This is a genomic window from Flavobacterium sp. ASV13 (genome assembly GCF_000745775.1).
GTDB lineage: Bacteria > Bacteroidota > Bacteroidia > Flavobacteriales > Flavobacteriaceae > Flavobacterium.
The window spans coordinates 608,582-621,200 of record NZ_JQJY01000003.1 but is presented as its reverse complement, the minus strand read 5'-3'; the positions used below and the strand labels follow the sequence as shown (position 1 = coordinate 621,200).

The 12,619-nt window shown below is 34.3% G+C and carries 11 protein-coding genes; 7 read left to right on the top strand and 4 right to left on the bottom strand.

Translation table 11 applies throughout. From position 1 onward, the window contains the following. Nucleotides 1-14: 14 nt before the first annotated feature. Nucleotides 15-329, top strand: coding sequence for a GIY-YIG nuclease family protein (locus GQ47_RS09960; protein ID WP_035647807.1), 315 nt, complete (start codon nt 15-17; stop codon nt 327-329). A 169-nt stretch (nt 330-498) separates the two neighbouring features. On the opposite strand, the gene GQ47_RS09955 is transcribed toward GQ47_RS09960, so the two are convergent. From GQ47_RS09955 to GQ47_RS09945, 3 genes are all read right to left on the bottom strand, one after another. After that, nucleotides 499-1,263 (bottom strand): MBL fold metallo-hydrolase, encoded by a 765-nt coding sequence (locus GQ47_RS09955; protein WP_035647804.1) that lies wholly within the window; start codon nt 1,261-1,263, stop codon nt 499-501. Nucleotides 1,264-1,368: 105 nt separating this feature from the next. Then, nucleotides 1,369-2,055: a response regulator transcription factor gene (locus tag GQ47_RS09950; protein ID WP_035647801.1), complete on the bottom strand. Its 687-nt coding sequence runs from the start codon at nt 2,053-2,055 to the stop codon at nt 1,369-1,371. Further along, a complete protein-coding gene (locus GQ47_RS09945) occupies nt 2,052-3,314 on the bottom strand; it encodes a sensor histidine kinase (protein ID WP_035648171.1) in 1,263 nt (420 codons plus the stop codon). Before GQ47_RS09945 ends, GQ47_RS09950 begins: the two co-directional genes overlap by 4 nt. Before the next feature lie 166 nt (nt 3,315-3,480). Between GQ47_RS09945 and GQ47_RS09940 the strand changes: the two genes are divergently transcribed. After that, on the top strand, nt 3,481-3,894 hold the full coding sequence (locus GQ47_RS09940; protein ID WP_035647800.1) for a DUF1573 domain-containing protein: 414 nt from the start codon (nt 3,481-3,483) through the stop codon (nt 3,892-3,894). A 156-nt stretch (nt 3,895-4,050) separates the two neighbouring features. Further along, entirely contained in the window at nt 4,051-5,628 is a 1,578-nt protein-coding gene (locus GQ47_RS09935; protein ID WP_035647798.1) for a L,D-transpeptidase family protein, read from the top strand. 37 nt (nt 5,629-5,665) lie between these two features. Here GQ47_RS09935 and GQ47_RS09930 read toward each other — a convergent pair whose 3' ends face one another. Then, on the bottom strand, nt 5,666-6,175 hold the full coding sequence (locus GQ47_RS09930; RefSeq protein WP_035647797.1) for a C40 family peptidase: 510 nt from the start codon (nt 6,173-6,175) through the stop codon (nt 5,666-5,668). A 186-nt stretch (nt 6,176-6,361) separates the two neighbouring features. On the opposite strand from GQ47_RS09930, the gene GQ47_RS09925 reads away from it, so the two are divergent. The 4 genes from GQ47_RS09925 to GQ47_RS09910 all read left to right on the top strand — a co-directional run bounded on the left by GQ47_RS09925 (nt 6,362) and on the right by GQ47_RS09910 (nt 12,561). Continuing rightward, entirely contained in the window at nt 6,362-7,456 is a 1,095-nt protein-coding gene (locus GQ47_RS09925; RefSeq protein ID WP_035647796.1) for an SGNH/GDSL hydrolase family protein, read from the top strand. Beyond that, nucleotides 7,446-8,840 carry a sialate O-acetylesterase gene (locus GQ47_RS09920; protein WP_035647795.1) on the top strand — a complete coding sequence of 465 codons (1,395 nt, stop codon included), beginning with the start codon at nt 7,446-7,448 and terminating at the stop codon, nt 8,838-8,840. The genes GQ47_RS09925 and GQ47_RS09920 overlap by 11 nt, the downstream gene beginning before the upstream one ends. A 257-nt stretch (nt 8,841-9,097) precedes the next feature. Beyond that, nucleotides 9,098-11,395 (top strand): beta-glucosidase BglX, encoded by a 2,298-nt coding sequence (gene bglX / locus GQ47_RS09915; RefSeq protein WP_035648168.1) that lies wholly within the window; start codon nt 9,098-9,100, stop codon nt 11,393-11,395. A 209-nt stretch (nt 11,396-11,604) separates the two neighbouring features. After that, entirely contained in the window at nt 11,605-12,561 is a 957-nt protein-coding gene (locus GQ47_RS09910; RefSeq protein ID WP_035647793.1) for an aldo/keto reductase, read from the top strand. The last annotated feature ends 58 nt before the right edge of the window (nt 12,562-12,619 follow it).

Sequence of the window (12,619 nt, the reverse complement as noted above, 5' to 3'; positions counted from 1 at the left end):
TTGAAATTCTCTTTATGTATTATCAAGAAGGCTATCATACTTATTATATTTATATTTTAACGAATAAAGCAAAAACTGTTTTCTACACAGGAGTTACCAATAATTTAAGGAAAAGATTAAGTCAACATCAAGACAACATTTTATCAAAAAATAAGACATTTGCTTCACAGTATAATGTTCAATTTTTGTTGTTTTATGAAAAATTTACTTGGATTCAAAAAGCAATTTCCCGTGAAAAGGAAATTAAGGGTTGGGATAGAAGCAAAAAACTTGAATTAATAAAGACAATTAATCCGGAACTTTATTTTTTGAATTCTTTATTTGAATAGTATTGTGGAGTTTCTTGCGGAGATTCCTCGTTCCTCGGAATGACAAACTAGACGGAAAATCCTTTATTGAATTTGTTATTTAAAAAGTATACACTCAAAGTATGTCATTCCGAGGAACGAGGAATCTCCGCAAGTAGCTCGACAAAGATTTGAAGAAGTGTAGAAAAAATCAATATTCCACAAAAGTACCATCACTAGGAATAGCCGTTTTAGATAAAAGATCATTTTCTAAAAGTGCTTTTTTTAATTCTTCTCGTGTTGTCGGACAATGATTTAAAGCTTCAAGATGATTGGCAAAAACTTTTCCGGGTGCAAGTGCTGTAAATTTCAAAATGTCGTTCATTCGCATTAATAAAGGCTGTCCGATATCCAATCGTGCAGTTCCGCAGGCAACGGTTGCGATATCAGGTTTGAGTTCGATTAATGCTTTTTGAACATCGTCGGTAAAAATGGTATCAGAACTTATGTAAATAGATTTTTCATCGGCAAGCTCAATATAAAAACCCATTACATTGCCCATAAGTTTAGCAATAAATCCGTAGCCGTGAAGCGCCGGAATCCCAATGATTCTTCCATCAAGAAAAGGCTGAGGTTCCCAGTAATTAAGCGTCTGAACAATATTCAAACCTCTTTTTGAAAGTTCTTTTTCATCTTTTGCACTGCAAATAACAGCAATGCTTTTTCGTCTTAAAAAAACTTCTCCGGCTTTGTCAATATGATCAGGATGTAAATGCGTAATTAAGCAATGCGTCACTTTACTCAAAATTTCCCGACTGTTTTTTGGCAAAGCAACAAGCGGATTTCTTTTTGGTTTGTAACGAAAAATAGTAAACGGAGCAATTGTTTTTCTTTTCCCTAACATTGGGTCAACCAGAATTACATGTTTTTCTGTTTCAATTACTAAGGTCGCATTTCGCAAATGATGTATTTTCATATCTGACAAAATTAGAACTTAAAAATACAAAGATTTTTTAAAATCCATTTACAGATTTTTCTTTATTTTTAGTAGAATTGTTACGATTTAAATGAAGAAGAAGAATTATTCAACAGAAAATCTAAAACCAATTCCGTGCAGGTTTTCAATTGAGATGCCTTTCTCGCCGGTTAGAATTTTTCGAAGTCTGGATATAAAAACATCAAGGCTTCTTCCCATGAAATAATCGTCGGTTCCCCAGAGTGCGGTCAGGATTTGTTCTCTTTTTAAAACTAGATTTTTGTTGTCCAGAAAAAGTTTCAGTAATTCGGCTTCGCGCTGCGTCAGGCTGATTTTTTCGCTTTCATTGAAAAGAATAAAATTATTGATGTCAAATTGATATTTTCCAATTTCATAAACCGATTTTTCTAACGGAACATTTTTCTGTGAACGCTTTAAAAAAATCTCAATTTTCAAAATCAATTCTTCAATACTGAAAGGCTTTACCAAATAATCATCGGCACCTAAACGAAGTCCTTTAATTCGATCTTCTTTTAAAGTCTTGGCCGAAAGAAAAATAATTGGAATATCAGTATTTAATTTCCTGATTTCGGTAGCCAAATCAAAACCATCCATTTTTGGCATCATAATATCAAAAATGCAAATGTCAAATTTTTCTTTTTTAAAAGTTTGAAGCCCCGATTCTCCATCGCAGCAATGCACAACTTCATAATTGCTTTGTTCCAAATTATCTTTGGTTAAAAAAGCTAAAGTTTCATCATCTTCGGTATAAAGTATTTTGAACTGTTTCATTTTTTATAAGGAATGGACAAAGTTATTGTAACGCCTTTTTCTGAATTATTTTCGGCTTTTATTTTCCAGTTTTGAAGGTTGCAAATTTCTTTTACATAATACAAGCCAAGACCAAAACCGTTTACTTCATTGCTTTTTTCGTTTTTTACGCGATAAAATTTATCAAATATAAAAGAAATGTTTTTAACAGGAATTCCAATCCCATTATCAATAAAAGCCAATTTTAAAGTTTGATTTTGCGAACTAATCTGAACCAGAATATCCGGTTTGTCAGTGCAGTATTTTATGGCATTGTCTAATAAATTGTAAACCAAATTATGGAAATGAAAAACATCCGTTTCAATTTTATATTCTAGCGATGTTGATTCAATTCTAACATTGGCTTCGGGATATTTTAATCGAATGTTTTCAATCGTTTCTTCAATAATAGGAACAATTAAAACGGTTTCTTTTTTTATTTCTAAAGGCACATAATCCGATTTGGCAATGTTCAGAATCTTCTCAATATGATTGTTCAGTTTATGACTCTGCTTGATAATAATATCCGTATAAGTATGCAGTTTTTTATCCTCCTTAATCGGATTTTGTTCGATTAGATATTTCGAAGCAATCAAAATCGAAGATAAAGGCGTTTTAAATTCGTGCGTCATATTATTGATGAAATCCCTTTGCAGTTCTGAGTATTTTTTTTGCTGTAAAAGCTTAAAAATAGAATACACATAAATGAGCAAAATCAGAATAAGCGCGGTCGAAAGCACAAACCAAAAACGCATAGAACTAAACAAATAAGTAGTTTCATTAGGAAAACGAACGGCAAAATAATAAACCAGATTTTTATGTTTAGGGAAATAGACCGTTTTGTTTTGTTTTCCTTTTTTAGACAACGAAACATAATCGCCGTAAACCATTTCGTCGCTTTGGCAATTGTACATGGCGTACTCAAAATCAGTCGTGATATTCATTTTTTTGAATTCCGATTTCAAATAGAATTCCAAAATATCGGGTTCAAAATCATTCTCGATGTTGACAATATAATAATCGTTTGAAATTTTTTGAACAGGATTTTGGCAAGAATGTTCGTGATCAGTTCCTTCATATAATTTTCGGGAAACTTCAAGCAAGGCAATATGGGCTTTTTGGCTCAGTTTTTTTTGTTCTAATGTAAATGCCTCTTTTGTCCAAAGCAATTGCGCTACCAATATGCTAATAATGGCAATTAATCCGAGGAGGATAATACTGTTGAGTTTGTTGACTTTCAAGAAAAAATGGCTTTTTAAAAGTGTAATATTAATCAAATTTATGCTTAAAAACACCCCTTAACAAGTCGTTAACAAAGATTTGAGACCGGTTAACAGCGATTTGAATTTATCTGAAATACTTTTGAAATAGAAATTTAGAACAATAAACCATTAAATATATTTAACTATGAAAATGATTAAAATCTCCATGTTAGTTTTGGCATTAGGCTTAATGTCTTTCTCTGCAGTTGCACCGGTAAAATCGTTAGCAACTAAAACAGAAAAAATTGAAACAGCTTCAACAATTGTTTGGAAAGCTGAAACAATAGATGTTGGACAAATTCCGCAGGGAACTCCAAAAGCTATTGTTTATGAATTCAAAAACACAGGAAAAACAGCTGTAGTTATTACAAATGTTCAGGGTTCTTGCGGTTGTACAGCAACAGATTATACAAAAGAGCCAATTCAGCCAGGAAAAACAGCTAAAGTTACTGCAACTTACAATGCAGCGAACAAAGGCGGTTTTACAAAAACAGTAACTGTTACAACTAGTGCTGAAACGACTCCTAAAGTTCTTACTTTAAAAGGAACCGTTATCTAATAGAATTTTAATAGGTTGGTTATATCGAAAGCCCCAAATATGTTGCGTATTTGGGGCTTTTTTTTATTTATTTGGATGCTAAGGATTTATCGAAAATTTCATTTTGGAAAAGTTTGTATTTATTAAAACTTTCCTATTTTTATTAAAAATTGTATTATGAAAATTTGGTATCAGTTTATTGCCGTTATAAGCCTTTTTATTGTTGTTTCATGTAATTCGAAAGGAGATAAAAAAGAAGAAAATCAAGTAAAAGTCAAAGCCGAGCTACCGGAACTCCGACTATCAATCGATAGTACAAAAATTGCTGCATTTTATACTACATACCCAAAACTTGACAAATTTCAGGATGAGGTTCAGGCTTTATATAAAAAAAATAAATCGACTCAATTGTGGCAAGACAATAAAGGAATTGATGAGTTTGCACATACTTTATTCAATAAATATAAAGGTCTTGACGAAGAAGGACTAAAAGCCAATTTTCCTTATAAAGAAATCAATGCTGTTTTTGAAAGCAATAACGATAATAAACTTTCAAAAGAAAGTACAGACTTAATGATTTCAAATCTGTATTTCTATTATGCCGAAAAAGTATATTCTGGCGTTGACGAAAAAACTAGTATCTCGCTTGAATGGCTTTTACCAAGAAAAAAACTGAATTACCGAGCCCTGACCGATTCTATTTTTCAAAAATCAACGATCAATGATGATCATAAGAGCAAAATGTTCAGCCAATATTATAAACTACGTGATGTTTTAAAACAATATCGTGATATTGAAAAAAATGGAGGTTGGAAAACAATTGAAACTGACGAAGAGTTTAAAAACTTGAAATTAGGTGATTCCTCTGCAATTATAACTCAAATTAGAGAAAGGCTTTTTGTTACAAAAGATATTAAAGAAGATAGTAAAAGTGCGGTTTGCGATACGGTTTTGATTAATGCAATGAAAACCTATGAGCTGCGTCATGGCTATACGCCAAAAAATAATATTCTGAAAGAACATATTGACGATTTGAATATTCCGGTTTCAGACCGAATCAAAACGATTATTGTTAATATGGAGCGTTGCAGATGGATTGATCCTGAATTGGAAAAAGGAAAAAAATACATCGAAGTCAATATTCCTGAATTTAGATTGTATATAATTGAGGACGGAAAAATCGCTTTTATTTCACCAGTTGTGGTAGGGAAAGCGATGACAAAAACGGTTATTTTCAGCGGAATGATGAATAATATTGTTTTTAGTCCGTATTGGAATGTTCCGACGAGTATTATCAATTCGGAGATTAAACCCGGAATGGCAAAGGATAAAAATTATTTACAAAAGAAAAATCTAGAATGGAATAACGGCGCTGTTCGTCAACTTCCAGGGAAAAATAATTCACTTGGTTTAGTGAAGTTTTTATTTCCAAATTCAAGCAATATTTACCTGCATGATACACCTGCAAAAAGTTTGTTTGAAAGAGAAAGCAGAGCCTTCAGCCATGGATGTGTTCGTGTTGCAAAACCTCGTGAACTGGCTATAGAATTGTTGAAAAATGATCCGCAATGGACACCAGCCAGAATTGACAAAGCAATGCATGCCGGAAAAGAAAGTTGGTATACATTAAAAAAGAAAGTTCCAGTTTATATTGGTTATTTTACTGCTTGGGTGGATCGCAAAGGGAATTTAAATTTTTATAAAGACATTTATCAAAGAGATGAAAGTCTGATTAAACTTTTGACAGAAGAATAAGAAAGTTTGCCATGAATTCGTGTAATTTGTGGCAAAACTATTTCGTCAAAACGTCAATGCATTTGTAAAAACGATTGGTGTAATGTTCGGTATCTAATGAGGTGATGGTTACGCATTGAGCCTTTCCTGACGATGCGTGAATAAATTTTGACTTCATTCCATTGGCTTCGCAAATAATGCCCAGATGCCCTATAATTGATTTGTCTTTATATCCGTAGAAAACCAAAATATCACCAATTTTAAATTCTTCAGTATTTAATTTGATGCCAATGTTTTTGTATTCGCCAGAACTTCTTGGTAAAGTCACGCCATAGTTTTTGAAAACATAACTAACAAAACCAGAACAATCAAAACCTTTTTTTGGATCATTCCCCGCATATACATAAGGAGTTCCTAAATATTTTTTTGCGTAGGCAATAATTGAATCTCGGTCAACTTGATTTTCAGTTGTTTTAAAATGAATACTGATTGGTTGTTCTTTTTTGTTGTTTATAAAAGAAGAACATAGAACAACTAACAGTAAAAAAATATATAAAGGTGGTTTCATTTTTAGAAGACAATTAATTCATAAAAATAGACCGTACTTTCCATAATTCAAAGGAAAATACCGAATTTAAGATTTTATATGTCTTATATGGTGTTTTTATATTGCTTTTTGATGATTTAGTATCTTTTTGAATAATTCATTTTAAATATATTTGTGAATACTATTTATATTTTAACAAATAAGTTTATGTTTTTCAAGAAAATACCTTTTTTGATTTTGTTTTTATTGGTTGCAACTGATTGCGTTTCACAAATCCAAAATCAAAATAAAACTTTTTTATACGAAGGCCGAATCGAAAAACTTCAGAATGATAATGTTGTTTTGATTGGAACGGCTTCTTCGGTTTCTTTTAATTTTGTTGGGAATGAATGCTCGATTAAACTTCAAAGCATTGATTCTTATGAGCATCATAATTATGTTGCTTTAGTTTTAGATGGAAAATATCTTGGGAAAATTAAAATTGAAAAAGGGGCGATACAGTCTTTTCCAGTCAAAATTACTTCGAATAAAAAAGAACACAGATTAGAAATTTATAAAAATACCGAAGCACATACCGGAGGCATTTTATTTGCAGGAACTACCGCAAAACTGACTACAATTTCATCTAAAAAGAAAAAGAAAATCGAATTTATTGGCGATTCGATTACCTGTGCCGCTGCAAGTGATTCTGTTGATTGTGATAAAGGTGAATATATGGATCATCATAACGGATATTATGCTTATGGCCCAATACTTTCAAGAGCAATTGATGTTGATTATTTGACTAGTTCTGTATCAGGAATTGGGATGTACAGAAACTGGAATGATGAAAACAAAGACGAAGCGATAATGCCGGATGTGTATCAGAATTTGTATTTAACAAAAGATAATTCGAAACCTAAATATGATTTTGCTTTTCAGCCAAATATTATCAGTATTGCTTTGGGAACAAATGATTTTTCTGGCGGAGATGGAAAAAAAGAACGCCTTCCGTTTAATGCTGAAAAGTATGTTTCGAATTACATAAATTTTATAAAAATGCTTTATGAGCATAATCCAAAAGCGCAGATTGTAATTACAAACAGTCCAATGGTTAATGGCGAAAAAGCTATTGTTTTTGAAGATTGTCTGAACAAAATTAAAAACGCTTTCGCGAATGATAAAGCGCACAAATCAATTTTGATTTTCAAATTCAAACCAATGAAACCGAATGGCTGTTTAGGACATCCGGATGTTGCAGACCAAAAAGTGATGGCAGATCAATACGGACCTTTTTTAAAAAAGCTGCTAAATGAAAAATAATATATTTAAGTTTGTTTTCTTTTTGTTGATTTCCAGTACAATGATGGCAAACGTTTCCCTTCCGAATATTTTTGGCGATAATATGGTTTTACAGCGTAACTCTGAAGTTAAGATTTGGGGTTGGGCAAATCCAAAAGAAGAAATCAAATTGGTTTCAAGCTGGAACAATCAGGAATATAAAACCGTTGCCAACAATCAGGCGAAATGGGAATTATTGATTAAAACTCCAGAAGCCGGCGGACCTTTTACGATTTCAATAAAAGGTTATAATGAAGTGGTTTTGAAAAATATTCTGATTGGCGAAGTCTGGGTTTGTTCCGGGCAATCGAATATGGAAATGTCCGTAAGTTGGGGAATTGATAATGGAGAAGAAGAAATGAAAAACGCAACGAATCCGAATATTCGTTTTTTTACTGTTCCAAAGTTAACAGCAACTTCACCACAAAATAATTTACTTGGAAATTGGACAGAATCGACTCCGGAAACGATGAAATACTTTAGCGCGATTGGCTACTTCTTTGCCAAACGCCTGCGCGAAGATTTGAAAAATGTTCCAATCGGATTAATCTCGTCCAATTGGGGCGGAACTCCAGCCGAAATCTGGATGCCGGATGATGTTGTAAACAACGACCCGCTTTTGTTAGAAAATGCAAAAAAACTAAACGAACAAGAATACGGACCAAGACAACCTGGGCGTGCTTATAACGCAATGATTTATCCGATTGTCGGATTTAAAATTGCCGGAACGCTTTGGTATCAGGGAGAATCTAATGTAGGCTCTTTAGTTTATGATAAAACATTGGGAGCGTTAATTACTTCTTGGCGAAAAGCCTGGAATGACGAATTTCCTTTTTACTACGTTCAAATTGCGCCTTATAAAACCGGAAGCAATAATTTTTCGAACGTAACGGTTCGAAATTCACAACGAAAACTTTTAAGTGAAGTCTCAAAAACCGGAATGGTTTTAACTTCTGATATTTCAGATACAATTGATATTCATCCGAAGAATAAAAAGTCGGTCGGAATTCGTTTGGCTAATTTGGCTCTTGCCGAAACATATCCCGAAGTATCGGGACTAAATTCAAATTTGGTAAACGGACCGCTTTATAAAGACATTAAAATCGAGAAAAACAAAGTCACCGTTTCTTTTGATTATGCTGAAGGTTTGTATTTCAAAAATAAAATTTCGAATCAATTTGAGTTGGCCGGAGCCGATGGAAATTTCTTTCCTGCGGAGGCTTCTATAAAAAATAATCAGGTGATTTTGTCAAGTAAAAAAGTATCTCAACCTGTAAAAGTGAGATTTGCTTGGGGAAATACTATTCAGTCAGATTTGTTTAATAAGGCCAATTTGCCGGCTTCTTGTTTTACGACAGAATTTTAGATTTTAGTCTTTGTCATTTCGACTGAAAGGAGAAATCACACTAGAAACTCCACTTAGTATTTCGCCAATCTTTGTCGAATCCCGAGTGTGATTTCTCCTTTCAGTCGAAATGACAAGATTGTGTCTCTTGAAACCGTTCGCGTGAGGGATAGAAGTGGAAAGCCCACAGCCTGACGAAGGAAGTGCGAGGACTTGAAATGGATAGCCCGATTCGCCGCGGCGAACACGCCCATATTATGAAACTAACCGAACCACTTATGAAAAATAAAAAAATAATAATTATTGGGGTTTTGTCCCTGTTTACTGTTGGAAATATGAATGCACAAAAAAAGCCGTATTTGGATAAAAACAAAACTATTGAGCAAAGAATTGATTTGCTTTTGCCATTGATGACTTTGGAGGAAAAAGTGGGACAGATGAACCAATATAACGGTTTTTGGGATGTGACAGGACCCGCTCCAAAAGGCGGAACTGCCGAATTAAAATACGAGCACTTAAGAAAAGGATTAGTTGGTTCAATGTTGACAGTTCGCGGTGTGAAAGAAGTTCGAGCTGTTCAGAAAATTGCAGTTGAAGAAACCCGATTGGGAATTCCGTTGATTATTGGTTTTGATGTAATTCATGGTTATAAAACGTTAAGCCCGATTCCGTTGGCAGAAGCAGCGAGTTGGGATTTGGAAGCGATTAAAAAGTCGGCGGCGATTGCGGCTGATGAAGCTTCGGCATCTGGAATTAATTGGACATTTGGACCAAATGTAGATGTTGCCAATGATGCGCGCTGGGGACGTGTGATGGAAGGCGCAGGAGAAGATCCGTATTTAGGAAGTAAAATTGGTTATGCGAGAGTGAAAGGTTTTCAGGGAGAAACGGTTGCTGATTTGGCCAAAGTAAATACGATTGCGGCTTGTGCGAAACACTTTGCTGCGTATGGTTATGTTGAAGCGGGGTTGGAATATAATATTGTAGATATCAGTAATTCTAAATTGTATAATTCGGTTTTGCCACCGTTTGAAGCGACGGTTGAGGCGGGAGTTCGTACTTTTTTGAATTCGTTTTATACGCTGAACGGTGTTCCGGCAACTGGAAACGCATTCTTGCAAAGAGATATTTTAAAAGGAAAATGGAAGTTTGACGGATTTGTAATTTCGGATTATGCGTCAATCCGCGAAATGATTGCGCACGGTTATGCAAAAGACGAAGCTGATGCAACGGCAAAAGCGGTAATTGCGGGTTCTGATATGGATATGGAATCGTATTTGTATGTGGCAAAATTGGTTGATTTGGTGAAGTCAGGAAAAGTAAAAGAAGCTTTGGTTGATGATGCTGTTAGAAGAATTTTACGCGTGAAATTTGAGTTAGGATTATTTGATGATCCGTACAGATATTGCGATGAAAAACGTGAAAAAGAAGTTGTTGGAAGCAAAGCCAATAATGACGGCGTTTTGGACATGGCGAAGAAATCAATTGTTTTATTGAAGAATGAAAAGAATTTGCTTCCGCTAAAAAAATCAGGACAAAAAATCGCTTTGATTGGTGCTTTGGCAAATGATAAAAACAGTCCGTTGGGAAGTTGGAGAATTGCAGCTGATGATAATACTGCGGTTTCGGTTTTAGAAGGAATGCAGCAATACAAAGACAATCAATTGGTTTTTGAAAAAGGTGTTGATTTATTAAAACAAAAAGCAACTTTCTTAACAGAAACAGTTTTCAATACAACAGATAAAAGCGGATTTGAAGCAGCGAAAACAGCGGCAAAAAATGCAGATGTTGTAGTAATGGTTTTAGGCGAATACGGTTTCCAGAGTGGCGAGGGAAGAAGTAGAACGGATTTGAATCTACCTGGTTTGCAACAAGAATTATTGGAAGAAATTTTTAAAGTGAATCCAAATGTGGTTTTGGTTTTAAATAACGGTCGTCCTTTGAGTATTCCTTGGGCTGCTGAAAATGTTCCCGCAATTGTTGAGGCTTGGCAATTAGGAAGCCAGACAGGAAATGCAGTTGCACAGGTTTTGTATGGAGATTATAACCCAAGTGGAAAATTGCCAATGTCGTTTCCAAGAAATGTAGGTCAGGTTCCAATTTATTACAACAAATACAGCACAGGAAGACCAACAGACAGCGATAAAAATGTTTTCTGGTCGCATTATATGGATGTGGAGAAAACACCTCAGTTTCCGTTTGGTTTTGGTTTAAGTTATACAACTTTCGAATATAAAAACCTGAAATTGAACAAAACTGCTTTTGCAAAAGGTGAAAAAGTTCAGGTAAGTGTTGAGGTTACAAATTCGGGAAATTATGACGGAAAAGAAGTTGTACAATTGTACATTCATGATGAATTTGCAAGTATAGTTCGTCCGATAAAAGAACTAAAAGGTTTTGAATTGGTAAACTTGAAAAAAGGTGAAACGAAAACTGTAAATTTTACTTTAACGGATGCAGCACTTGGTTTTTATGATAATGACGGAAAGTATTTAGTGGAACCGGGAACTTTTAAAATCATGGTTGGAGGAAGTTCTGATAAAGGGTTACAGAGTGGTTTTGAGATAAAAGAGTAAAAGTTTTAATGTCGCAAAGGCGCAGAGTCGCAAAGTTTTTTTTCGCCACGAATTCACGAATGAATTATTTAAAAATTCGTGAATTCGTGGCGATTTTTAATTTTACGCTCATAAATTTCACAAATTTTTTTATCTCCTGAATCTGCAAAATCTGCGGGAGTTTTTCGTATTTTTAAAACCTATTAAACTTCCAACCTTAAATTAAAATAATGAAATATAACAGATGCGGAAAAAGCGGGTTATTATTACCTGAAATTTCCTTAGGATTATGGCATAACTTCGGGTCAGTAGATAATTTTGATAATGCTGAAAGTATTGCTGTAGAAGCTTTTGATAAAGGAATTACTCATTATGATTTAGCCAATAATTACGGGCCTGTTCCGGGTTCTGCGGAAACTAATTTTGGTAAAATTTTGTGGCATAATTTTCAGGGAAATCTGCGTGATGAAATCATAATTTCTACTAAAGCGGGTTACACAATGTGGGATGGACCTTATGGCGATTGGGGTTCTCGCAAATATTTATTGTCAAGTTTAGATCAGAGTTTGAAACGAATGAAAGTCGATTATGTCGATATTTTTTATTCGCATCGTCCGGATCCTGAAACGCCAATTGAAGAGACGATGATGGCTTTGGATTTCGCCGTTAGAAGCGGAAAAGCTCTTTATGTGGGAATCAGTAATTACTCGGCGGAACAGACTCGTGTTGCGGTTGATGTTTTAAAACAATTAGGAACGCCCTGTTTGATTCACCAAGCTAAATATTCAATGTTACAACGCTGGGTTGAAGATGGTTTATTGGATGTTTTAGAAGAAAAAGGAGTAGGCTGTATTGCGTTTTCACCTTTGGCACAAGGACTTTTGACAGATAAATATTTAAACGGAATTCCGGAAAATTCAAGAGCGCATAATCCAAACGGGCATTTGAAAGAAGATGAGGTTACGCAGGAACGCATTCAGAAATTAATTCAGCTGAATGAAATTGCCCAAAATAGAAATCAATCTTTGGCACAGATGGCTTTGGCTTGGCTGCAAAAAGACAAACGAATTACATCTGTTTTAATTGGCGCAAGTTCTGTAAAGCAATTATGTAATAATATTGATTGTCTGCAAAATACTGAATTTACTCAGGACGAACTGAATGCGATTGAAAAGATATTAGCGTAAAATGTTTTTTGAAAAACATAAAACACCAATTATTTCGTAGAGGCGCACCGCTCTGCGT

What these genes read in the sequence shown, in the direction of transcription:
- GQ47_RS09960 (WP_035647807.1), top strand. Translation starts at nt 15, where the DNA reads ATGTATTATCAAGAAGGCTATCATACTTATTATATTTATATTTTAACG.
- GQ47_RS09955 (WP_035647804.1), bottom strand. Translation starts at nt 1,263, where the DNA reads ATGAAAATACATCATTTGCGAAATGCGACCTTAGTAATTGAAACAGAA.
- GQ47_RS09950 (WP_035647801.1), bottom strand. Translation starts at nt 2,055, where the DNA reads ATGAAACAGTTCAAAATACTTTATACCGAAGATGATGAAACTTTAGCT.
- GQ47_RS09940 (WP_035647800.1), top strand. Translation starts at nt 3,481, where the DNA reads ATGAAAATGATTAAAATCTCCATGTTAGTTTTGGCATTAGGCTTAATG.
- GQ47_RS09935 (WP_035647798.1), top strand. Translation starts at nt 4,051, where the DNA reads ATGAAAATTTGGTATCAGTTTATTGCCGTTATAAGCCTTTTTATTGTT.
- GQ47_RS09930 (WP_035647797.1), bottom strand. Translation starts at nt 6,175, where the DNA reads ATGAAACCACCTTTATATATTTTTTTACTGTTAGTTGTTCTATGTTCT.
- GQ47_RS09925 (WP_035647796.1), top strand. Translation starts at nt 6,362, where the DNA reads ATGTTTTTCAAGAAAATACCTTTTTTGATTTTGTTTTTATTGGTTGCA.
- GQ47_RS09920 (WP_035647795.1), top strand. Translation starts at nt 7,446, where the DNA reads ATGAAAAATAATATATTTAAGTTTGTTTTCTTTTTGTTGATTTCCAGT.
- bglX (WP_035648168.1), top strand. Translation starts at nt 9,098, where the DNA reads ATGAAAAATAAAAAAATAATAATTATTGGGGTTTTGTCCCTGTTTACT.
- GQ47_RS09910 (WP_035647793.1), top strand. Translation starts at nt 11,605, where the DNA reads ATGAAATATAACAGATGCGGAAAAAGCGGGTTATTATTACCTGAAATT.